At 38.0% G+C, this 22,516-nt stretch carries 23 protein-coding genes, 1 tRNA gene and 1 pseudogene; 12 read left to right on the top strand and 13 right to left on the bottom strand.

The window, feature by feature from the left end:
* Positions 1-58: 58 nt before the first annotated feature.
* Positions 59-835 carry a membrane protein insertase YidC gene (gene yidC, locus NST97_RS08935; RefSeq protein WP_066250911.1) on the bottom strand — a complete coding sequence of 259 codons (777 nt, stop codon included), beginning with the start codon at positions 833-835 and terminating at the stop codon, positions 59-61.
* Between the two features lie 480 nt (positions 836-1,315).
* On the opposite strand from yidC, the gene NST97_RS08930 reads away from it, so the two are divergent.
* The 3 genes from NST97_RS08930 to NST97_RS08920 are packed head-to-tail and all read left to right on the top strand — an operon-like array spanning position 1,316 to position 4,514.
* Positions 1,316-1,876: a biotin transporter BioY gene (locus NST97_RS08930; protein ID WP_063387249.1), complete on the top strand. Its 561-nt coding sequence runs from the start codon at positions 1,316-1,318 to the stop codon at positions 1,874-1,876.
* 11 nt (positions 1,877-1,887) lie between these two features.
* Entirely contained in the window at positions 1,888-3,369 is a 1,482-nt protein-coding gene (locus NST97_RS08925; RefSeq protein WP_341343134.1) for an AMP-binding protein, read from the top strand.
* Entirely contained in the window at positions 3,366-4,514 is a 1,149-nt protein-coding gene (locus NST97_RS08920) for a thiolase family protein (RefSeq protein WP_130156496.1), read from the top strand. Before NST97_RS08925 ends, NST97_RS08920 begins: the two co-directional genes overlap by 4 nt.
* Positions 4,515-4,715: 201 nt before the next feature.
* Here NST97_RS08920 and NST97_RS08915 read toward each other — a convergent pair whose 3' ends face one another.
* A complete protein-coding gene (locus NST97_RS08915; RefSeq protein ID WP_117016936.1) occupies positions 4,716-5,333 on the bottom strand; it encodes a DedA family protein in 618 nt (205 codons plus the stop codon).
* Positions 5,334-5,434: 101 nt separating this feature from the next.
* Complete coding sequence (locus NST97_RS08910) at positions 5,435-5,674, bottom strand: hypothetical protein (protein ID WP_339210283.1); 240 nt, start codon at positions 5,672-5,674, stop codon at positions 5,435-5,437.
* A gap of 198 nt (positions 5,675-5,872) precedes the next feature.
* Between NST97_RS08910 and NST97_RS08905 the strand changes: the two genes are divergently transcribed.
* Positions 5,873-6,448: an NAD(P)H-dependent oxidoreductase gene (locus tag NST97_RS08905; protein ID WP_327848599.1), complete on the top strand. Its 576-nt coding sequence runs from the start codon at positions 5,873-5,875 to the stop codon at positions 6,446-6,448.
* Positions 6,449-6,529: 81 nt separating this feature from the next.
* On the top strand, positions 6,530-7,354 hold the full coding sequence (locus NST97_RS08900; RefSeq protein WP_094244595.1) for an aldo/keto reductase: 825 nt from the start codon (positions 6,530-6,532) through the stop codon (positions 7,352-7,354).
* Positions 7,355-7,795: 441 nt separating this feature from the next.
* Here the strand turns inward: NST97_RS08900 and NST97_RS08895 are convergent, their stop codons facing one another.
* Positions 7,796-8,269: a thioredoxin family protein gene (locus NST97_RS08895; protein WP_339210281.1), complete on the bottom strand. Its 474-nt coding sequence runs from the start codon at positions 8,267-8,269 to the stop codon at positions 7,796-7,798.
* Between the two features lie 299 nt (positions 8,270-8,568).
* Positions 8,569-8,988: a disulfide oxidoreductase gene (locus tag NST97_RS08890; RefSeq protein WP_063387257.1), complete on the bottom strand. Its 420-nt coding sequence runs from the start codon at positions 8,986-8,988 to the stop codon at positions 8,569-8,571.
* Between the two features lie 158 nt (positions 8,989-9,146).
* Here NST97_RS08890 and NST97_RS08885 point away from each other — a divergent pair, with 158 nt between their 5' ends.
* Positions 9,147-9,569 carry a CBS domain-containing protein gene (locus tag NST97_RS08885; RefSeq protein ID WP_063387258.1) on the top strand — a complete coding sequence of 141 codons (423 nt, stop codon included), beginning with the start codon at positions 9,147-9,149 and terminating at the stop codon, positions 9,567-9,569.
* A 297-nt stretch (positions 9,570-9,866) separates the two neighbouring features.
* The gene (locus tag NST97_RS08880; RefSeq protein ID WP_341343133.1) at positions 9,867-11,615 is read left to right on the top strand and encodes a phospho-sugar mutase; all 1,749 of its coding nucleotides are present in this window, start codon (positions 9,867-9,869) and stop codon (positions 11,613-11,615) included.
* 342 nt (positions 11,616-11,957) lie between these two features.
* On the opposite strand, the gene NST97_RS08875 is transcribed toward NST97_RS08880, so the two are convergent.
* The gene (locus NST97_RS08875; protein WP_341343132.1) at positions 11,958-12,203 is read right to left on the bottom strand and encodes a YhdB family protein; all 246 of its coding nucleotides are present in this window, start codon (positions 12,201-12,203) and stop codon (positions 11,958-11,960) included.
* A gap of 155 nt (positions 12,204-12,358) precedes the next feature.
* Positions 12,359-12,796 (bottom strand): Rrf2 family transcriptional regulator, encoded by a 438-nt coding sequence (locus tag NST97_RS08870; RefSeq protein ID WP_144597068.1) that lies wholly within the window; start codon positions 12,794-12,796, stop codon positions 12,359-12,361.
* A gap of 176 nt (positions 12,797-12,972) precedes the next feature.
* Between NST97_RS08870 and hmpA the strand changes: the two genes are divergently transcribed.
* Both hmpA and NST97_RS08860 read left to right on the top strand, forming a co-directional pair.
* Positions 12,973-14,193, top strand: coding sequence for an NO-inducible flavohemoprotein (gene hmpA / locus NST97_RS08865; RefSeq protein WP_327848597.1), 1,221 nt, complete (start codon positions 12,973-12,975; stop codon positions 14,191-14,193).
* A 233-nt stretch (positions 14,194-14,426) separates the two neighbouring features.
* Positions 14,427-15,842 carry a SpoVR family protein gene (locus tag NST97_RS08860; protein WP_144597072.1) on the top strand — a complete coding sequence of 472 codons (1,416 nt, stop codon included), beginning with the start codon at positions 14,427-14,429 and terminating at the stop codon, positions 15,840-15,842.
* A gap of 173 nt (positions 15,843-16,015) precedes the next feature.
* On the opposite strand, the gene NST97_RS08855 is transcribed toward NST97_RS08860, so the two are convergent.
* The 3 genes from NST97_RS08855 to NST97_RS08845 are packed head-to-tail and all read right to left on the bottom strand — an operon-like array spanning position 16,016 to position 17,442.
* Positions 16,016-16,705, bottom strand: a complete 690-nt coding sequence (locus tag NST97_RS08855) for a TerC family protein (protein WP_066250886.1) — start codon at positions 16,703-16,705, stop codon at positions 16,016-16,018.
* Positions 16,706-16,757: 52 nt separating this feature from the next.
* Entirely contained in the window at positions 16,758-17,033 is a 276-nt protein-coding gene (locus NST97_RS08850) for a YkvA family protein (protein WP_066250884.1), read from the bottom strand.
* Positions 16,996-17,442 (bottom strand): sporulation protein, encoded by a 447-nt coding sequence (locus NST97_RS08845; protein ID WP_063387267.1) that lies wholly within the window; start codon positions 17,440-17,442, stop codon positions 16,996-16,998. Before NST97_RS08845 ends, NST97_RS08850 begins: the two co-directional genes overlap by 38 nt.
* 195 nt (positions 17,443-17,637) lie before the next feature.
* Between NST97_RS08845 and NST97_RS08840 the strand changes: the two are divergent.
* From NST97_RS08840 to NST97_RS08830, 3 genes and pseudogenes are all read left to right on the top strand, one after another.
* A pseudogene (locus NST97_RS08840) lies at positions 17,638-18,501 on the top strand (IS701 family transposase); the annotation flags it as partial.
* A 252-nt stretch (positions 18,502-18,753) separates the two neighbouring features.
* Positions 18,754-19,782: a sporulation integral membrane protein YtvI gene (gene ytvI, locus NST97_RS08835; RefSeq protein WP_063387477.1), complete on the top strand. Its 1,029-nt coding sequence runs from the start codon at positions 18,754-18,756 to the stop codon at positions 19,780-19,782.
* Positions 19,783-19,923: 141 nt separating this feature from the next.
* Positions 19,924-21,015, top strand: coding sequence for an AI-2E family transporter (locus NST97_RS08830; RefSeq protein WP_341343131.1), 1,092 nt, complete (start codon positions 19,924-19,926; stop codon positions 21,013-21,015).
* 75 nt (positions 21,016-21,090) lie between these two features.
* On the opposite strand, the gene NST97_RS08825 is transcribed toward NST97_RS08830, so the two are convergent.
* From NST97_RS08825 to crcB (NST97_RS08815), 3 genes are all read right to left on the bottom strand, one after another.
* Positions 21,091-21,164: transfer RNA gene (locus tag NST97_RS08825), tRNA-Pro, on the bottom strand.
* A 60-nt stretch (positions 21,165-21,224) separates the two neighbouring features.
* Positions 21,225-21,587: a fluoride efflux transporter CrcB gene (gene crcB / locus NST97_RS08820; protein WP_341343130.1), complete on the bottom strand. Its 363-nt coding sequence runs from the start codon at positions 21,585-21,587 to the stop codon at positions 21,225-21,227.
* A 12-nt stretch (positions 21,588-21,599) separates the two neighbouring features.
* Positions 21,600-22,007, bottom strand: a complete 408-nt coding sequence (gene crcB, locus NST97_RS08815) for a fluoride efflux transporter CrcB (RefSeq protein ID WP_341343129.1) — start codon at positions 22,005-22,007, stop codon at positions 21,600-21,602.
* Between the last annotated feature and the right edge of the window lie 509 nt (positions 22,008-22,516).

Genomic DNA, 22,516 nt, shown 5'->3' with positions numbered 1-22,516 from the left:
TCAATTCGCTAATTTATTCATATTGTTCGCAAAAGGTATTTTTGTACGGCTACTGATTCTACTGTTCAGAGTTCTGGCCTTTTTCTTTTTCTATTGGTTTATAGTAGAGCTTTTGCGCAAGTAATGTTTGCAGAATAAGGAATGATCCGCTCACTGTCCAGTAAAGAGGCAAGGCAGCGGGTGAAGCAAAAGAAGCTGTTCCTATCATTAGCGGCGACAGCATTCCCATCATTTTCATCGGTCCTTGCAATTGATCTTCAGGTACCGTTCTAATGGAAACTTTAAATTGCACATAATAAATAGCTGCAGCACAAAGCGTCAAAATAAGGTCAGGTGTTCCGAGATTAAACCATAAAAATGAATGTGTTGCAATTTCTTTCGAACCGCGAATGGCATAATACAGCCCCATGATGATCGGCATTTGAATAATAATGGGAAGGCAGCCCATTTTCAATGGATTGATGTCGTGCTTTCGATAGAAATCCATCATTTCCTTTTGAATTTTTTGTTGTTCTGCTTGATCCTTCGCCTTTTTAAACCTTTCTTGCAGCTCCTTCATCTCCGGCATAACTTTCTCCATTTTCAATTTCATATTTTGCTGGTCTTTATATTGGCGAAGCATTAACGGCATAAGAATCAACCGAATCAAGACCGTAATTAAAATAATCGCGATTCCATAGCTGCCGTGAAACCAGTCCGCAAAAGTTTTAATAATAATTGAAAAAGGTTCAACGAATGTTTGCTGGAAAAAGCCTGATTGATTTGAGCTGCCAGCGCTGCATCCAGTTAGTGCAACAAAAGTGATCATGACTACGATATACAAAATATTCCGCATCTTTTTCCTCCTTATAAATAAACAAAATGTGTCTCCAACAGGGAAGGAAAAAGATGATCCTCCTTATCGTCCGGTCCCTCTTTCCGCTTTCTTTTCTTTATAAGAAATGAAAGAAAAAGGAAAGTGAAATACGGGATCTCTCTTGAAATGCTGTCAAAAAAGCTGTTTTTGAACTGTTCAAATTTCGCTTTGGCAGAAATTTGATAACCAGTACGGACATAACGATGAAAAAAGTTTAGCCCGATCTGTATGCAGATCTGCAGTGAAAGGGCGATGATTAATGTATCAAAAGTCAGCTCTAGTTCGGGCACAAGAGTCACCTCAATAGCAATTATAAAAATATTGTATCGTGAACAAGCCTAATTGTCATTTCTTTATGAAAAAACATTTTAATGTAAACTTAAATAAATTTCAGGTTTACAAAAATCGTTATTTCAACTATTATGTGATTATAAAATTTTTTCGAAAGGAGTTATTTGTATGAAGTTATATGATATGGTATTAGTATCAATGTTCGCGGCTGTTGTTGCTGTGCTCGGCCTCATACCGCCGATTGCGCTTCCGTTCACGCCAGTGCCAATCACCGCTCAAACATTGGGTGTGATGCTGGCAGGGGCAATGTTAGGATCCAAACGAGGATTTATCAGTTTATTGTTGTTTGTATTACTTGTAGGAGCCGGAGCACCGATTCTTGCTGGCGGAAGAGGCGGGCTGGCAGTATTATTTGGTCCGAGCGGTGGATATATTTTATCTTGGCCTTTTGCATCCTTTATAATCGGTTTTTTAGTTGAAAAGAATTTTGAAAAATTAGCATTTTGGAAAGTGTTAGTATTTAATATAATTGGTGGTATTTTATTTGTTTATTTATGCGGCATTTCTTATTTGTCTTGGATTGCCAATATGAATTGGATAAGTGCGAGCATATCGGCGTTGGCTTATATTCCAGGAGATTTAACAAAAGCGGTGATTTCAGCATTTTTGGCAGTAAGAATTCAAAAATCGTATCCATTGATTAAAGCTCGTAATAAACAGGCTGCTTAAGGGGTGAGCTGATGGGGATCGGGAGAAACATTAGCCAATTTGCATACGAACATCCTCAAAAACCGGCAATTCAACAAATAAATGGACGGACGGTTACATATTATGAACTGTACGAAAATATAAAAAAAATACAAACAGCTTTCATTCGATTGACAAACAAAAAAAATATAAAAGTTGGCATATTAATGGGAAACACTTCAGAATTTTTAGAAGTGTTTTTTGCCGTTATTACACTTGGCGGGATTGCTGTTCCTTTTGATCCAAAATGGAAAAAGCGCGATATCCGGCATGTATTGGAAAGCTGCCAGCTGGATATATGCATTGGAAGCCGCAATTTTTTGGAGCGGACCGGAATAAAGCATGAGAACGTCATGTTAATTGATGAAATAAAAAAAGATGTCCAAACGGATCATCACGAGAAGTGGGAAGAGTTTGATGAAGAATTGTTTTATCTCGGCTTTACTTCAGGTTCAACTGGAAAACCGAAAGGATATATGAGAAATCATAAATCCTGGCTGGAAAGCTTTAATGTAGGAGAACAAATTTTTGGATATGGAAAAAATGATGTCATCATTGCTCCCGGCCCTTTATGTCATTCGTTGTCCTTGTTTGCGGCTGTTCACGCCTTACATATCGGGGCGACTTTTTATTTGCTCCCGGCTTTTTCTCAAAAGGAAACATTCAATATTTTGTTAAAGAGAGAGGCAACTGTATTTTATGGCGTTCCAACGATGATTCAAGCTTTGCTTCAAATGATGAAAAATGAAGAGAAATGCATAATGAACAATGTAACAATCATTTCGTCTGGTGCAAAGCTTTCTTATGAAGCTAGAAAGCAGTTAAAAGAAATGTTTCCGAACGGACAGTTATTTGAGTTTTATGGCGCATCAGAATTAAGCTTTGTCAGTTATGTCGATGATGAAATTTTTAAAAAAGCGCCAAAAAGTGTCGGCATTCCTTTTCCAGGTGTGGAAGTAGCAATCAGAAAAAAAGATGGATCGGAAGCATCCTTTAATGAAGTTGGGGAAGTAGTCGTACGCAGCAATTTATTATTTTCAGGGTATTTCAACAACCCGATTGAAACAAAAAATGTATTGAAGGATGACGGTGCATCAATTGGTGATTTAGGGTACTTAGACGAGAACGGTTTTCTAACGATCGTTGGGCGCGAGAAAAATATGTTCATCAGCGGCGGTTTAAATATTTATCCGGAAGAAATTGAAAAAGTTTTGAAGGAACGGGATGAGGTTGAGGAAGCGGTTGTTATTGGAGTAGAGGACGATTATTGGGGGCAAAAGCCGGTTGCATTTATTAAATGGAAAGAGAAAGCTCAGCATAGAAGCTTCAATGCATTAAAGCGCTATTGCCGATCTGAGCTCCCGTTATATAAATGCCCGCGAACGTTTTATGAAGTGGACGAGTTCCCTTATACATCCAGCGGAAAGATTGCGCGAAAAGAACTTGAATTCATTGTGAAAGGGGAAGAAAAATGACGATCCCTGTCATTGTTATGGCAAAAAGAACGCCTATTGGAAAAATGGGGGGAATGTTTAAAAACGTCCGCCCTGAACAACTGGCTGCTGCAGTCATCAAAGCGATTGTAGACGAGAGCGGAATCGATCCGCAGGAAATTGATGAAGTTATTTTAGGAAATGCGGTCGGTCCAGGAGGAAATATCGCTAGACTCTCACTCCTTTTAGCGGGGCTTCCCGATCAAGTTCCGGGTATTACTGTTGATCGCCAATGCGGATCAGGATTGGAAGCGGTGAATCTCGCTTGCCGGCTTGTCCAATCAGGAGCCGGCGACATTTATATTGCCGGAGGAGTCGAAAGTACAAGCCTTGCCCCTTGGAGAATTGAAAAACCTTTATCTTTATATGAAATGAAGCCACCTAAGATCTATACGAGAGCACGGTTTTCGCCGGAGTCGTTCGGTGATCCTGAAATGGGGGAAGCGGCGGAAAATGTTGCGGAAGCGTTTCAAATTTCAAGGGAAGAGCAGGACTTGTTTGCATACAGCAGCCATCAAAAAGCGGTTCAAGCGATGGAGAATGACAGATTCAGCAGTGAAATTGTCCCTGTAAATGGCATGGATCGTGATGAATGTCCAAGGAAAAGGTTGAGCTTGGAAAGGCTTCGTGCCATGAAGCCGATATTTAAAGAAAATGGCACAGTGACTGTTGGCAATTCTTGTCCATTGAACGACGGGGCTTGTGCCGTCCTTGTCATGTCTGAAAAAAAATGCCGAGAGCTTGGGCTTCTGCCCGTTCTGAAATTTGTCGATTGTACAAGTGCAGGTGTCGATCCGAACCTTTTAGGCATTGGTCCTGTTCCAGCAGTGCAACAGCTGCTGAAACGAACCGGCTTCCAAATGGAGGATATCGATTTAATCGAATTTAATGAAGCTTTTGCCTCTCAAGTATTGGCTTCTGTTAAGCAATTAAACATCCCATTGGAAAAGCTGAATGTGGGAGGAGGGGCTATTGCCATCGGACATCCTTATGGTGCTTCAGGCGCTATTCTTGTTGCAAGGCTTTGCACAGAAATGAAAAGATTGAGAGGCAAACGGGCAATCGCAACATTAGGAATCGCAGGTGGTCTGGGCCTCGCTACATTGTTTGAATTGTATGACGCATAAAACAAATCATTGGAAAGCGCGTTTTCGAAGCAGCTTTCCAATATCCTTTCATTCGGCCAGACAAGTGGAAATAATCGCTTATCAGCGATGAATGGAATAGCTAAGCCTCAATCATCATTGCGAGCGGTATTTGTTTGATTGAGGCGAGCTAAAAGTATAAAAAACGTGCATATATTATTTTTCAGCGCTTCAGGCAAAGCGTTATGATTTGGAGCGTCGGAATCGAAAAAAATACCAAATGATGATTGCAGCAAATACAAGAACGGCGATCACAGCATAAATGATTTTTGAATAAATGTCTATGTATTCGGTAATGAGAGGCCAAGCTTCTCCTAATCCCGCGCCAACCGATACGAGAAATATATTCCATACGAGAGAACCGATCGTAGTGAAAATCAAAAATAAAACGAAATTCATGTTGGACATTCCAGCAGGAATGGAAATTAAGCTTCGCAATAACGGAATAACTCGGCAAAATAACACAGTCCATATGCCGTAACGGTCAAACCAATTGTCTGCTTTATGTATATCCTCTTTTGAAATTTTCAATATGTATCCCCAACGGTCAACAATTTTTTCCAACCTCTCAACATCTAGCAACAGACCGACGCCGTATAAAATGATTGCACCGACAACGGAGCCGCAAGTTGCCGCCAAAATAACTCCTGGAACTGTCAAGTTCGAATAAGTGGTCATAAAACCGCCAAAAGGAAGGACAATTTCGGACGGAATCGGTGGAAAAATGTTTTCTAGCGCAATAATTAAAAAAATCCCGAGGTAGCCATATTGCTCCATAAATTCTGTAATCCAGTTTTCCATTCAAGTTCCTCCTAATAAAGAACAAATTCTCTATATATTATACTAAAGAAATTGTCCAAAAAATGATCAAAAATAAAATCTAGCCAATTGACTGGATGTCCCTAAAGAAGTATATAAAGCTCGTAAAGTGCAAATAAAACGGTGGACACAATGAAAATGTTTTTGGCTACTATTTGTTTTTTCTGTTTGTCGATGATTTTCAATTCTTTTTTATTTACTTTCGAGTGATTGGCTGCAATCCATTGTTTTACTTCCCATTTGTTTTGACAGGTCGCTAAATACGTTTCTCCATTTTTTCCAGTTGCATGAATAATAAAACGGCAAGTTTTTTTTGTACTCAAATAGTATTCCCAACCTTTTCAAAAAAAGATTTAGATTACTGTTATTTTATCAATTTCCAACTAACTTTCAACCTTATTTTATAATTATTTTCCATTTCAAAAATTATGAAAAATGAAAGGGGATTCATTATTTTCTGTCGTGCATGAAGTTTAACAAGAACTTTCATACTAAAAGTAACATCGTCTGGAGGTAGTTTTATGAATTCACTGATTATTTACGCCCATCCAAATCCAAACAGTTTTAATTACGCGATCTTGCAGACTACTGTACAAAAACTTCAGCAAAAGCAGCATGAAATTAGAATTCGGGATTTATATGAAATGAACTTTAATCCTGTCTTAAAAGAGGATTACTTTACAAAACACAATCCAGCCGTATCCAAAGCGATACAAGAAGAGCAAATGCATTTTTCGTGGGCAAAACAATTAATTTTTATTTATCCGACATGGTGGAACGGCATGCCCGCTATTTTAAAAGGATATATCGAAAAAATATTCACGAATGGCTTCGCTTTTACGTTTACGGATGAAGGGGCAAAAGGGCTTTTGCAAAATAAAAGAGCGATTATTTTTCAAACAACATCTCATCCGGAAAATTATTTAAAGCCGTATCAGTTAATTGCATCAATGGAGACAATCGTTGATGTCGGTATTTTAAATTTTTGCGGGATTGAAACAATCACTCATAAGTTTTTTTATTCAGTTCCTTATGTCGATGAAAATACGAAAAAGGCGATGCTAAAGGAAGTAGAAGATATAGTTGAAATGATTTAATTTTTTCGAAATATTCACTTTTTGACAGGGATCATGCATAATAGAAGTGATGCACCATAACTAGAAAGGGAGTGGAGTTGGTTGGTCAAAAGCTTGCAAGATACGGTGACTTTACATAATGGTGTTAAAATGCCGTGGTTTGGTTTAGGCGTATATAAAGTCAATGAAGGGGAAGAAGTAATTCAAGCTGTAAAATCAGCAATTAAAGCGGGCTACCGCAGCATAGATACGGCGGCATATTATAAAAATGAAGAGGGAGTCGGAATTGCGATAAAAGAATCGGGAATACCGAGAGAAGAACTATTTATCACAACAAAAGTTTGGAATGACGATCAAGGCTACGACTCTACATTAAAAGCGTTTGATGACAGCCTAAATCGATTAGGATTAGACTATTTGGATCTATATTTAATCCACTGGCCAGTTTCAGGAAAATATAAAGAAACATGGAAGGCATTAGAACGGTTGTATAAAGACGGAAGAGTTCGGGCGATTGGAGTCTGCAACTTCCATGTTCACCATTTAGAGGATTTATTGCAAAGTGCGGAGATTAAACCGATGGTTAATCAGGTGGAATTTCATCCAAGATTAACACAGGAGGAACTTAGAAAATATTGCAAAGAGCAAAACATTCAATTTGAAGCTTGGTCCCCGCTTATGAGAGGCGGGCTTCTCGATAATGAAACTTTAGCCGAGATTGCTGAAAAATACAATAAAACGATCGCACAGGTGATTCTCCGTTGGGATCTTCAACATGAGGTCGTGACAATTCCAAAATCGACAAAAGAGCATCGAATTATTGAAAATGCTTCTATTTTCGATTTTGAACTATCTCAAGAAGATATGGAAAAAATCGATTCCCTCAATAAAAATGAGCGGATAGGTCCTGATCCTGATACTTTTTAAAAGGTAAGAAATAAGAAATCGGTAATACTACAAGCCTTTCCTATATGCTGTTCAGCAGCTTTTGAAAGGTGAAAAAATGCTTCAGCTTCAATGGAAATACATTTGTGAGCTTGAAGAAGAAATATGTTTGGAAATCTTTCCGGATAAATTGATTATTTTGCGATAGTGATTTGCAAATCATTCATCATTTTGCTGGAGCCAAGCGTATGAAGACGATTTATTGCAGTATGAACAAAATTTCTAAATATTGGAGATACGGATATTCTGTCCGCTTTTCCTGTTAAGATTGACAAAATTTGATTATTCAAAAAGCCGCTTTTGAAATAAAAGCGGCTTTAACTTTCTTGTGCAAGTTTTTGTTTTTCTCCGACAGACAATTGTTCCATATTGCCAAGCAGGCATTTACAGCTTCCATGTTTGTCATGAAAAGACAGGTTTTCCTTATTCTGATTTTGTCCAATTTTCCAGCGCTTCCCGAAAAACGCTTTTTTCCTGTGAACCGACGATACGATCGGTTTCTTTTCCGTTTACATAATGGACAAGCGTTGGAGTTGCATCAATTTTATACTCGTCCCAGCCCTCTTCAAACTCAAGAAGGTTGTATTGGTAGATATCCACATTTAATTCTTTTGCCAAAGGCATTAAGATCGGTGTTGTGTTTTTACAGTGCGGGCAGGTAGAACTGAAAAAATAGACAATGACATCTTCTTGATTATTTAATTTTGTTTCTAGCTCATCCGGAAGTATGATGTTTTGATAATTTGGATCATCCAGCAGCTTGACGGTTTCAGGATGCAGGCTCGACTTTTTGTACGGATTTCCTTCCGCCTTTTGCTTATTTTGCAAATTTGTTACAATTGCCAGTGCCGCGAACAGTACAATAATGATTCCGCCGAATATAAGCAGTTTTTTCATATAATTTGGCGAGAAGACCCCGTAATTTTAAAAATTTTGGGGAAAGTATCGCCGTTATTCACTCCTTTCGTTCCTTTGCACTAAAAAATGTAAACCGATTTTCATAAATGACGGGAATGACGGCAACCGCAAAAAATAAATGTTTATCTTTCTAAGACCTCATGAACTTGCCGGATTGCGATTAAGTCTTAATATGGGTAAAAAAACATAATTGAAAGCTATAAATCCAAAGGTTTTGTTTGCTGGTCTATAGAATTTGCATCATTCGCCTCTTGAAAAATCTGAAAATAACGGAAACGTTATCCTTTCTGCCGTAAAATGAAAAAGCTTGTGAGGAAAATAATTGAAAAGCCAATTAAAGCCAAGAAAGGAATTGTAACGAATCCAAACCAATTAATGTAGTCGCTTGTACAAGGAACTCTTCCGCATGCGAGGCTATGTTCCCCCAAAAAAGGAATTTTTTGTATAGAATAATGGTAAATGGAAATCATGCCTCCCATAATGGACAAAGTTAAGGAATAGCTTGCAATTTTGTAATCCTTTTTTACTACAGCTATTCCAAGTATAACAACGAGCGGGTACATAAATATCCTTTGAAACCAGCACAATTTACATGGTTCGAAATGCATGATCTCAGAAAAATACAGGCTTCCTAAGGTAGAAATTAAAGAAGCGATCCAGCCTATCAACAGCAAATTGTCTTTTCGCTTATCATCCATCCAACTAACCTCTCTGTTTTCTTTCTAAAGGCATTATAATACATTTCCCCTGAATTAAAAATGATTTTGCGATGAAATCAATAAAACATCAGCTAAGAATTATTATCATTCATAAATTTTTACATATTGTTCAAACTATCAACGAAAGGAGTGAGACTATGGATAAAATTCGCGATATCATGTCTTCTAATGTCATTTCCGTTTCATCAAATCAAACTGTTCAGGAAGCTGCTCAGTTAATGAGACAGCATAATGTTGGTGCGATCCCTGTTGCAGATAATGGACAATTAAAAGGAATTATTACAGACCGTGATATTACGCTTCGCTCAACAGCTCAGGGCAAAAACGAAAGCACAACCGTTGCAGAAGTTATGTCGACAAACCCTGTATGCTGTAGTCCAGACGCGAGTCTGCAAGAAGCTGCCCAAATCATGGCACAAAATCAAATTCGCCGGTTGCCTGTAGTGGAAAATAATCAAGTTGTCGGCATGGTCGCATTAGGAGATTTAGCAACAAATAAGACTTCTGATGAAGCGGCAGGAGAAGCATTAACAAACATTTCTGAAAAAGATCTTCAATAACCCCTCTTGCAATCCCGGGATGGGAGTGCCTTGCTGAAAAAAGAGCGTCCGTTTGGCGCTCTTTTTTCCGTTCAGTGGCAAAGAGCTTTGTCGCTCGGTTTGTTTTTTTTTCAAATGATACAAATAATACATAAATTTATAAATAACTCGAGAAATGGAAAGACGATCATTTGCGAAAAATATGTAAAAGCTGTTTCGAATAGTTCTAAAAATAGGGATGATCATCTCATTTCCATAAAATTTGTGATAAAATATTTCAGGAGAGAAAAAGAAGGGGAACTGGAGGGGTGTTAAGTTATGGCAAAGTGGAAAGAAAATTATCAACGATGGATATCGAAAGAAGATATAGATCAAGAGCTAAAACAGCAATTACTAGAAAAAGCAGACAATGAACTCGAATTAGAGGACTGCTTTTATAAAAGCTTAGAGTTTGGTACAGGAGGAATGCGGGGAGAAATTGGCCCAGGCACAAATCGGATGAACATTTATACAATCCGCAAGGCTTCTGAGGGATTGGCAAGATATATTGAATCTTTTGGAGAAGAAGCCAAAAGACGCGGCGTGGTAATTGCTTACGATTCCCGCCACAAATCGCCGCAATTTGCTATGGAAGCGGCAAAAACTATCGCAACGCATGGTATTCAAACTTATGTATTTGATGAATTAAGGCCAACTCCTGAATTATCTTTTGCTGTCCGTTATTTAAACGCATTTTCAGGTGTTGTAATAACGGCAAGCCATAACCCGCCGGAATATAATGGATTTAAAGTTTACGGAGAGGATGGAGGTCAGATTCCTCCAAAAATTGCTGATGAAATCATCAAAAAAGTGAATGAAGTTGAAAATGAACTAGAAGTTGCTGTTGAAAATGAAGATATTTTAAAACAAAAAGGCTTGATTAAAATCATTGGAGCGGAAATAGACGAAGCATATAATGAAAAGATCAAAACGATTTCACTGAATCCTAATTTGGCAAAAGAAGTAGATGTAAAGGTCGTTTTTACGCCGCTTCATGGTACAGCCAATAAACCGGTTCGACGAGCTCTTCAATCATTAGGCTATCAAAATGTAACCGTCGTCAAAGAGCAGGAGCTTCCAGATCCAAATTTTTCGACAGTGGCTTCGCCGAATCCTGAGGAGCATGCAGCGTTTGAGCTAGCGATAAGAGAAGGGAAACGCATTGATGCTGATATTTTAATCGGAACTGACCCTGATGCTGACCGTTTAGGAGTTGCTGTCAAAAATGACAAAGGCGAATACATTGTGTTAACAGGAAACCAAACGGGTGCGATTTTGCTCAACTATATCCTTTCTGAGAAAAAGAAAAAAGGATTGCTGCCTGAAAATGGCGTTGTTCTAAAAACGATTGTTACGTCGGAAATAGGCCGCGCAATAGCGGAGGAATATGGACTAAAAACAATTGATACGCTTACCGGGTTTAAATTTATCGGGGAAAAAATTAAAGAATTTGAACAAACGAAACAATACAAATTTCAATTCGGTTATGAGGAAAGCTACGGATATTTAATTGGCGATTTTGCCAGAGACAAAGATGCCGTTCAAGCGGCCGTTTTAGCTGTTGAAGTATGTGCATTTTATAAGAAAAAAGGGCTCACACTTTATGACGGATTAATGGAAATTTTCAATCGATACGGGTATTACAGAGAAGGGTTAAAATCGTTAACCTTAAAAGGTAAGGACGGAGCAGAACAGATTAAGCGAATTTTAGAATCTTTCCGCCAAAATCCGCTTGTTGAAATTGCAGGTCAAACGGTTACGATTATCGAGGATTATTTAACAAGTGAACGTACATTGCTTCAATCGAACAAAAAGGAAACAATTGATTTGCCAAAATCAAATGTATTGAAATATTTCCTTGAAGACGGATCTTGGTTCTGTTTGCGGCCTTCGGGAACCGAGCCGAAAGTGAAATTTTATTTTGCTGTTCAGGCCGATTCACTGAATAATAGTGAAAAGGCATTGGAAGAATTAATAAATGCCGTAATGGAAAAAGTAAATGATATTCTGACAGTTAAAAAAGCTTAACTCCATTTCGATTGAGATCCCTTCAGTCTGTCCAATAAATCTTAAAAATAAGAGCGAGGGAGAAAAACAAGACGTTTTTCCACCCTCGCTTTTTCGTTTACGCTCTTAAAAAAGCGGGCTAAGTCCCGAGTTTTGGCAAAGTTGATAGCCGATTATAGCAGCGGATCAATAGCCATGAAAAAAGGCTCCTGAAAAAACGGGCTTTCGGCAAAAACGATCGCCGCTTTCAGCATTGAAGCAATAACTTAAACGACTAAAACAGAAAGAAAAAGCAACCCCATTTTTCAGAAATAACTTTTCTGAAAAAAGGTTGCTTAAACTATTGAGTCACCTTTCTGGAAACTATTTCATCGCGATTTCCGGTTCAACCTCTGTTACGTTTTCTAATGCATGGTCAATATAACGAAGTAAAGCATATAGTTTATGCTCAATAATTTGATAATCGTGTTCAAAATTATAAGCGTGTAAAAAATGCTCAATTTTTTTGGAAAGAAAATCATCGTTTGTGCGCACCATTAAAATAATCAAATTGTCCCATTGCGAACGGTGCGTGTAATATAATGCTTTGTCGTAATCCATTTTATTCATAATAAACATCCCTCCCTAAAAGGAGTTATGTTTATTGTATGAATAAATCTGTTTTTTGTACCGTTGCAAATGTTGGACATAACAACAGCCGTTTCTTTCAAAACAAATGTATAAATGCCTCATTCAAAAAACGAAAGACCATTAAAGGCTTTTTTCTACTTCACATTAAACAAATGCTTCAATTCGTTTTGATTTATGATTAAATCAGCGAGTGTGTACTGATCCAGCACTTGTAAATAAGCTTGCAAGGCTTGCTGGAAAACATGGCGCAGCCTGCAGACGGATGTGATCACACATTCGCTGTTTTTTTCATTAAAACATTCGACAAGATGGAAATCTTCTTCAGTTTTTCTGACCACATCGCCAATATTTATTTCAGATGCAGGACGTGCTAAACGGAAACCGCCATTTCGTCCTCGAATCGTTTCAATATACCCGTTTTTCCCAAGCTGGTAAATGACCTTCATTAAATGGTTTTTTGAAATGCCGTACACATCCGCAATTTCTTTAATATTGGATAATTCCTCTCGGTTTTTCGTGCCAATGTAAATGAGCACACGGAGCGAATAGTCAGTATAGTTTGTAAGACGCATTGGCCTCCCTCTCTTTGTCCGTACTAGCTCCATTATACACTGATGGATAATTTAGGTTCAAAAATGTGACATCTTTTCAAAAGATGTATTTAAAATATTGCTTTTAAGACGAAGATCAACTACTTTAAAGATATATATAAAATACATCTTTTTTCAAAACAAAGGAGTGCAAATTTATGTTATCCGAACGTACTATTGAAATTATAAAGTCCACTGTGCCTGTTTTAGCTAAGCAAGGAACAGAAATCACAAGTCATTTTTATAAACGAATGCTTTCCAATCATCCGGAGTTATTAAATATTTTTAATCATACAAACCAACAGAAAGGAAGACAGCAAACAGCGCTAGCAACCACACTTTATGCTGCTGCCGAGCGCATTGATCAATTGGAGACGATTTTGCCAGTTGTGAAGCAAATTGCTCATAAACACAGAAGCTTAGGGGTTAAAAAAGAACACTATCCAATTGTCGGCGAAAATTTATTAGCAGCTATGAAAGAAGTGTTAGGCGATTTAGCAACAGATGAAATTATTTCTGCGTGGGAAGAAGCTTATAACGAAATTGCAAACGTATTTATCGAATTGGAGCAACGAATGTATGCTGACGCTGAAAATATGGAAGGTGGCTGGAAAGACTTTAAGCCGTTTGTTGTTGTCGATAAAGTAAAAGAAAGCTCTGTTATTACATCGTTTTACCTAAAACCGAAAGATAATGCTGTATTGCCATCATTCCTGCCCGGACAATATGTTACCGTAAAAGTAAAAATAGACGGCCATCAATATTTGCTGAATCGTCAATACAGCTTATCAGACGCTCCTGGCAAAGAATATTTTCGAATTTCTGTTAAACGTGAGGCAGAACCGGATCAACCAAAAGGGATCGTATCGAATTACCTGCACGATGATGTTCAAATTGGCGATGAGCTTAATATTAGCGTGCCTGCTGGCGATTTTACATTGGATGTCACGCAAAACTCGCCGGTTGTTTTCATCAGCGGCGGTGTTGGAGTAACGCCAATTATGAGCATGCTGAATACAATAGCAAAAGAAAATCCTTCTAGACCGGTTCGTTTTGTTCACTCTGCTAAAAATGAAGATGTTCATGCTTTTCGTTTGGAAGTAAAAGAGTTAATGAACAGGTTGCCAAATGGAACATCCTTTATTTGTTATACGGAGCCGTCACGTCAAGAAAGCGCCAATCATACAGGTTATATGACTAAAGACATTCTTAAGCAATTCTTATCTGAAAATGCAGATTATTTTATTTGCGGCCCTGTGCCATTTATGAAAGCAGTCATTAATTATTTAAAGGAGCTGGGGGTTGCTTCCGAAAATATTCATTACGAATTTTTTGGCCCAGCTTTACAAATTGCGCAGCATGAAGGTTCGACCATTTAATGTAGTTTTTCCAAAAAAGTTTTTAATATTTGGTGCCGTGAGAAGGCACCATTTTTTTATAAGATTGTGTATTTTTGAACAGGAATGTCTCCCTTTTTAGCTTTTCGTTTGGTGACAGGCAGTTCAAGATGTGAAATGGAAATAGTGCAATCTGACACAACGTTCAAAATGTTTTTCATCATCTCCCGTTTGTTTTCATAAATTGTTGTAAGGAAAAAGAAGGGGGATGAACAATGAACAAGGAGGATCATAAAGTTCTTCAATATGCGATTGAAGAAATAACAGAAATCGCAAAGGGGTTTGGTCTTGATTTTTATCCGATGAGATATGAAATTTGTCCAGCTGATATTATTTATACATTTGGTGCATATGGAATGCCGACTCGTTTCTCCCATTGGAGCTTTGGAAAGCAATTTTATAAAATGAAGCTCCATTATGATTTAGGTCTTAGTAAAATTTATGAACTGGTGATTAACTCAAATCCTTGTTATGCCTTTTTGCTTGACACTAATTCTCTTATTCAAAATAAACTAATTGTTGCACATGTCCTCGCGCATTGTGATTTTTTTAAAAACAATATCCGCTTTAGTAATACGAAACGGGATATGGTCGAAAGCATGGCGGCAACAGCGGAAAGAATCAAGAAATATGAACTTTTATATGGAAAAAGAGAAGTGGAAAAATTTTTAGACGCGGTTTTATCCATCCAAGAACATATTGATCCGTCTTTAGTTCGGACAAAACTTTCTTGGAGCTTGGATGATGTTGATGAGGAAGAAGAGCATAAGACATACAAAACACCGTATGATGATCTCTGGTCTTTAGGAGAAAAAAAAGAAAAAAGTGAACAGACAATCAAGAAAAAGAAAAAATTCCCTCCCAAACCGGAGAAAGACGTGCTTTTGTTTATCGAAGAGTATAGCCGGGAGCTTGAAGACTGGCAGCGTGATATTTTAACAATGATGAGAGAGGAAATGCTATACTTTTGGCCTCAGCTTGAAACAAAAATAATGAATGAAGGCTGGGCGACGTATTGGCACCAGCGGATCATGAGAGAGCTGGATTTGACCTCTGATGAAGCAATTGAATATGCTAAATTAAATGCGGGTGTCGTACAGCCGTCAAGAACGAGCATTAACCCTTATTATTTAGGTTTAAAAATATTTGAGGATATCGAAGAAAGGTATAACAATCCGACCGAGGAAATGAAAAAGCGGGGAATTCAACCCGGTTCGGGCAGGGAAAAGCTGTTTGAGGTGCGGGAAATTGAATCGGATATTTCATTTCTTCGCAACTATTTAACAAAAGATCTTGTTATGCGGGAAGACATGTACTTATTTCAAAAACAAGGCAAAGACTATAAAATTGTTGATAAAGATTGGGAAAAAGTGCGGGATCAGCTCGTAAGCATGCGGGTGAATGGCGGTTTTCCGTACATTACGGTAATGGATGGGGATTATATGAAAAACGGCGAACTATATTTAAAACATTGGTATGAAGGGATTGAACTTGATATTAAGTACCTTGAAAAGGTGCTTCCATACATTTATCAGCTTTGGGGGAGAGGTGTCCATTTAGAAACGATTATTGAGGATAAACCTGTTTTATTTAATTTTGACGGCCGGAATGTCCATCGAAAATATTTGTAATGATGGAGCTGTCCAGAAAGTCAAAATCCATTGAAAACGAAACATCATAAACATTGATATATCAACATTGCTAAAACATTAAAGGGACGTCTATAAGCCGGAAAATCGACTTATTAGACAGCCCCACGGAATTTGTTTTTAGGCTTTAGGAAAAACGGTATCAGCATCATTTTTTAAGATGCTTCTTCTTTTGCTTCCACAGGGGAAGCTTTTTTCTTTTTTAAATATCCGGCAAAAATAACGCCTGCAACAAGAATAATCGTTAAGCCCCATTTTAGAAGCGGGTTTTCTTCAAAGAAGCCTTTTAGAAATTTTTCATCTACGATCATTTTGGCTGCTGTAAAGGCAATAACGGCAGCCCCAATTGTCACGATAACTGGGAACCGTTCAATCCATTTGATGATGAGCGTGCTGCCCCACACAACGATTGGAATGGAAATTAACAATCCGATTATGACTAAAAGGAACGATCCGTGCGCGGCACCGGCAACCGCTAAAACATTATCAAGCCCCATTAAAGCGTCTGCTACAATGATCGTTTTCATAGCGGACCAAAAGCTATTCCCGGTATCGACGTTATGTTCTTTTTTATCGATGAGAAGTTTATAGGCGATCCAAAGGAGAAGAATTCCGCCGACTAATAGCAGTCCAGGGATTTTTAAAAGCCAAACAACCGCAAGCGTCGCAATTGCCCGGATAAAAATCGCTCCAAATGTCCCCCATATAATGACCTTTGTTTGTTGGTGTTTCGGCACATTTCTAGCTGCTAAACCGATTAGAATGGCATTATCACCAGCTAAAACAAGGTCAATGATAACAATCGAAAGTAATGCTGAAAAAAACTCAGGTGAGAATAGTTCCAATATTTATCACTCCTCAAATATTTTATACTCATTTCGATGTTTTTATCCTTTGTTATGCAAGACAATATTTTTCCTGTAATTCCTTCGGAGCCATTTTGATCATTTGCTGCATGATAAAAGTAAATATAACGACATCATCCACAATTCCAATTAAGGACAGGAAATCTGGTATTGCATCGAACGGCAACAGGAAATATCCAATTATGAAAGCGATCGAGAATAGCTTTTTTTTCCTATTCACCTCCTTCGATAAGAAAAATTCAAATATAAAAGGGAAAAATGAACGAAAGTTATAAATGAACCGAATTCTTTTCCATATTTTTCTCATCGTTTTCCCCTCCACTAGGTTTATTTTTTAAAATTTGTATTGTGTCATGATCCAGACTATCGATTCCTTCTTCAAACACTAATGTTGTTTTAAAACGGTATGTTAAACTGTCTGTTGTTGCGGGAAGATGCTTTGGTAAAACAAATTCAAAAGGAATTTTTGCGCAATCAGCTGGATCGATTATGTCAGGAGCGAATAACGTAATGGAGGCGATTGATTGCTGATCAGCCTGATTGTTTATTTTCATAAGATCACATTGCAGCTGCTTAATCTTTTGAGTTATAGTGCCTCCTTTAATGTAGAGCGTGCCTGTTACTTTTTCTCCTGGAGAATACGTTTCTTTATCCAGTACAAGATCGACTGTTGCAGAGCCTATTCCGATTTTGGACATATATTTTCTAAGCAGCAACTCAAATCATCCTCCCAAAAATTGTTTTAAGATGCAAAAAGACCTTTGCCATTTTTATGGCAAAGGTCTCGCTAACAACATCCAGTTGTTCAATAAAGCCGGTGGATTCCTCCACGAAATGACGACTTTATTGTTAAGCTACTCCCCTTTGGGAATTTTTATTCTTATTCCGTTTTTCTAATTTGATTATATTGTACGATTTGCCAAAAAATCAAGCCTTCGTCACGGGCAACGCACGCCATTCAAGGGTGTGATTGGCACTATTCTCACACAGAGAAAAAGTCGATCTGGGGACATTCTCTTGTTTGGCTCATGGTTCATACGATGACCCAGGCTTTTCCCTTTGCGTTCCGCCTCTACGACAAGGCGGCTGGGAAAAGCAAGGGGGAACTCGCGATCGAGATGCTTTCTTCTTTGGATGTACGCCGTCCCGTTTATGTGCTGATGGATTCGTGGTATCCATCGCAAGCGCTCGTGGAAGCCTGTCTGAAAAAAGGATTTCACGTCATCGCGATGCTCAAAACGAACCGGATTCTCTATCCGAAAGGCATCGCCATCCAAGCCAAACAGTTTGCCCGCTATATCGAACCGAACGACACCCATCTCGTCACGGTGGGAGAAGAGCGTTATCGCGTGTATCGCTACGAGGGATCGCTGAAAGGTCTCGATGATGCCGTTGTGTTGTTGGCTTGGAAAGCCGATCAGCCGATGACACCCGAACATCTTCACTGCGTCTTGAGCACCGACCGGGAGCTAAGCGATGAAGAGATCTTGCGCTACTATGCCCAGCGTTGGTCGATCGAATGCTTTTTTCGACAAGCGAAAGACCAGCTGAAGCTCGATGGGTACCGCGTTCGTCAACGTCGGGCGGTGAAACGGTATTGGATCTTGGTGCAACTCGCTTATGTGTACAGTATGGTCGAGTCCAACCGGGATTTCTCTACTGGGCTTGATCTTCTCCGAACGAAGAAAGGGCATAGTCTCGTCGAGTTCATTTACCATGCAGCGAAGCAAGATATTCCCATTGATGTTGTCAAAAAACAGCTCCATGTGGCATAAGGGGTACCCTGTTTGTCTCTTTTGGTATGGTAATTATTGTTATGAAAATTGCTCATCTACAGTATATTGGTCAAATTGCGATTTGTCTAGTATTTTTTTTACTGAAGTAAATGTGTTTTGCAAAATGTCGAACAAATAACAATTTATAAAAATAATAAGGAATTTCAATAGTTCAAATGGAAAATCCACGATATAATAAGGATAACATGATGATTTTGAGTATAGAATAGATAGGAGAATGATGTATTGAAAATGAAAAAGTATCTTCCGCTTATCATCATTGGTATTGCCATTCTTATACTAATACCGTTCAGCATCCCGATATTGCTTGCGCTGCTTACAGCTCTTGTACTTGAAAAGCCTATCAGCATTCTCCAAAATCGATTTAAAATAAAAAGACCTTATGCAGTTTTGCTCATTTTTGTTGTTTTTTTACTCTTATTATGTATTCTAGGCTTTGGTTTGATAAACTTTATATATACAAACTTTGTGAGTTTTATAGAAAATATCCCTTTATATGTTAGAAAATTCAATCATGATTTTATTAATCCTCTTCTTGATACGTGGGAAAATTATTCCGCTTCCCTTCCAGAAGGTGTCATGACGTCTATTGAAATTTCCATTAATAATTCTGTCAATGCAGTTGACGGTCTTGTGAAGCAATTGATGGAATCGCTCATATTATTTGTTTCCGGCATTCCTGGCTTTTTCATTGAAGCGCTGATTTATTTGATTGCTCTCTATTTAATCAGTTTGGATCTGCCGAAAATATGGGCTTCGCTCGAGACCATGCTGACAGAAAAAACGAGAAATAAAATAAAATATGTTGTGAATGATCTTTACAAAGCAGGCTTCGGCTTTATTAAAGCGCAAGTTATCTTAAGTTTGCTGACATTTATACTAGCTTATATTGGGTTGGTGCTGCTTCGTGTAGATTATAGCTTGATTTTGGCAATCATTATCGTGGTTGTTGACATCCTTCCAATATTGGGAACAGGATCGGTGCTGGTTCCTTGGGCTATTTATGCATTTAGCCAGGGGCAAACCAATCTCGGAATAGGATTAGTTGTCTTATTTCTTGTGATCACTGTCGTCAGACGTGCTGTCGAACCGAAAATTATGTCGACCAACATGGGAATAAGCCCTCTTGCCGCCTTGATCAGCATGTTCATTGGACTAAAGATGCTCGGTATATTAGGTTTATTTTTAGGTCCTGTTGTTGTGATTTTGTTTGAAACATTGCGAAGAGCAAACATTATAAAGCTTAACATAAAAATTTAAAAAGGTTTTCCTTAAATTTGAGCGGAAAATTTGGATTAGAAGCAATAGGAGGATTGAAAAAAATTGCTTAGAATATGTAAATACATGATATTCTAAATATTGGAACGAATGTTGCAAAATTGGATGCGGGAGGCAAGCATTTTGTTTAAATCAAAACTTCATTTTTGGACGTTAGAAATACTTTTGATCATTTTGATCTTATATTTCAGCACAAAAATATCTTTTCTTTTTGAGCCCATTGTGATCTTTATAACTACTTTGTTTTTTCCCATAATTATTTCCGGTTTTCTTTACTTTTTGTTTGCTCCGATTATTGGCTTTCTTGAAAAGCGAAAAATTCCAAGAGTTCTGGCTATTTTGATTTTGTATATCGTGTTTATCGGCGGAATTTCGATCGTCATCGGGTTGGTAGGGCCTACGATTGTTAAGCAGTTTAATGATTTAATTCGAAACATTCCTTTTTATATAACAAAAACGAGAGAAATCATTGAAAACCTGTATCAAACAAGCTGGTTCCAATGGGTATTGACGCAAGATTATTTTTCCATTGAAAAAATTGAGAGCACCATTACGCAATATGCATCGAGAATTACAAATAATATTACGAATGGCGTTCAGTCCGTTTTCAGCGTTATCACAAATATAACACTCATTATTGTCACGGTGCCGTTCATTTTATTTTATATGATCAAGGACGGACATAAGCTGCCGCACCAGGTCGTAAAGTTTTTTCCGAGCGATTTCCGCGATGAAGTTATGATTATCTTAAAGGAAACAGGCGAAACCTTATCTACCTATATTCAAGGACAAATGCTTGTTTCCATGTTTGTCGGGCTCTTTACGTTTATCGGATACTTAATTATTGATCTGCCATATGCTTTGCTGCTTGGAATAACTGTGGCAATCACCAATATTATTCCGTATTTAGGTCCGTTTATTGGAGCTGCTCCGGCCGTTATTGTCGGCTTGCTTGATTCGCCTTTTAAAGCGCTTCTTGCGATTATTGTTGTGACAATTGTTCAGCAAATTGATGGGAATGTGATTTCTCCGTTTATTATCGGCAAGAGGCTTGATACACATCCGCTGACCATTATTATTTTGTTGCTTGTTGCAGGAAATATCGCGGGAATTTTGGGGATGATTTTGGCTGTTCCAACATATGCTGTAACCAAAACGGTTGTGATTAACTTATATAAATTAATTAAACTGAGGAAAGGGATTAAAAAGACGTAATTCAAAATATACGCCGCTTGAAAAAGCTCAAGCGGCGTTTTTGATTTTAAATGATGATTTAGGAGATTTACAGAGTCGGGATGACAGGATTCGAACCTGCGACCCCCAGCACCCCATGCTGGTGCTCTACCAAGCTGAGCTACATCCCGCTGGACAATCTGTATTATAAAGAAAAAATCAAACCATGACAATATGATTCAAATAAGTTTTTAAAATATAGCGCCTAGTTGGAAGCCGAGAAAGGCAAACAAAAGACCGAACGCATAGCTTGAAAGAAAATAGCAAATGGACACTGTTTTTTGTTTTTCTGTCAACAGCTGTTTATTTTCAAGCTGAAACGTAGAAAAGGTGGTAAAGGCTCCTAAATATCCCGTTCCAAATAACAGTAGATATGCTTCTGAAATATTCATGCCGATCAAAAGGCCGAGCAGGAAAGATCCGCTGACATTGATAATAAATGTTGCGACAGGGAACTTCATATTGCTTTTCTTTTTAATCCAATTGGTGACGATCAAGCGGGCATTAGCTCCTAAAAAACCTCCGATTCCTACAACGATAAAGTTGAAAAGCATTACTCTTCACTCCTATTCATGATCGGCCGTTCGTGCGTTGTGCTGGGAAAGCATTTTTCGGCCAAGATGATAACCAGACGAAACAAATAAATAACCGCCTATTAAGCTTGACAATGTATACATAATGGCTGTTTCCCATTTATCGGCAATCATCAATTGAATGTTCTCAAAACTAAAAGTTGAAAATGTTGTGAATGACCCGATTAAGCCAGTACCGATCGCTGTGGCAAAATGGGGAGGAAATCCTTTTATTTTAAATACATATTCAGTCAACCATCCTAAAAGAAAACTTCCAGCCAAATTGGCTAAAAGTGTCGCTGCTGGGAAAGATCCGGTCCAAAAGCTGGAAGTCCATAGGCCGACACAGTATCGAAGGCAGGCACCTGCTATCCCGCCCAAACCGACTAATAAATAAATCATTATATTCACCTCGCAATGGTGGGAAACAACATATTTCTTTTTAGCCAATATCGTGAAAACTATATTTCTTTTTTTAGGGCATCGCCTTTGTAATTGCTTCTATAATGAACGCAATACAAGCTAAAAAGATGGTCAGTAAAGTTGAACATAACAATATGTTTCTGATGACGACAGCAGCTTTGTCACATCTGCTGAAAGTTTGAAAAGAAAAATATACAAAGATGCCTAATAGAATCGAGGCAAACCAACTTATAAAGCCTGTTTTTGTAGCTAATTTTTGCCAATCAAACATCCAAAAATATAGAACAGCGAAATGAATTGTTACTAACAAAATTGACATTATGATCAAGGTTGATTTTAACATAGATCCCCTCCGCACATATTATACCATGGCATGGAAAAATGGGATGCTTAGGTTCCAAAAAAGATAAGCTCTTTTAAAAGAAAGTATTTGCTTATCGAAAAATTCATTCATAGCATTCCTTTTGGTTTGGCAGCAGATAAAAAAA

This window comes from Aeribacillus sp. FSL K6-1305 (assembly GCF_038050115.1).
Classification (GTDB): Bacteria; Bacillota; Bacilli; order Bacillales; family Aeribacillaceae; genus Aeribacillus; species Aeribacillus composti.
The sequence above is the reverse complement of the archived record's forward strand: the minus strand, read 5'-3'. Positions and strand labels throughout refer to the sequence as shown.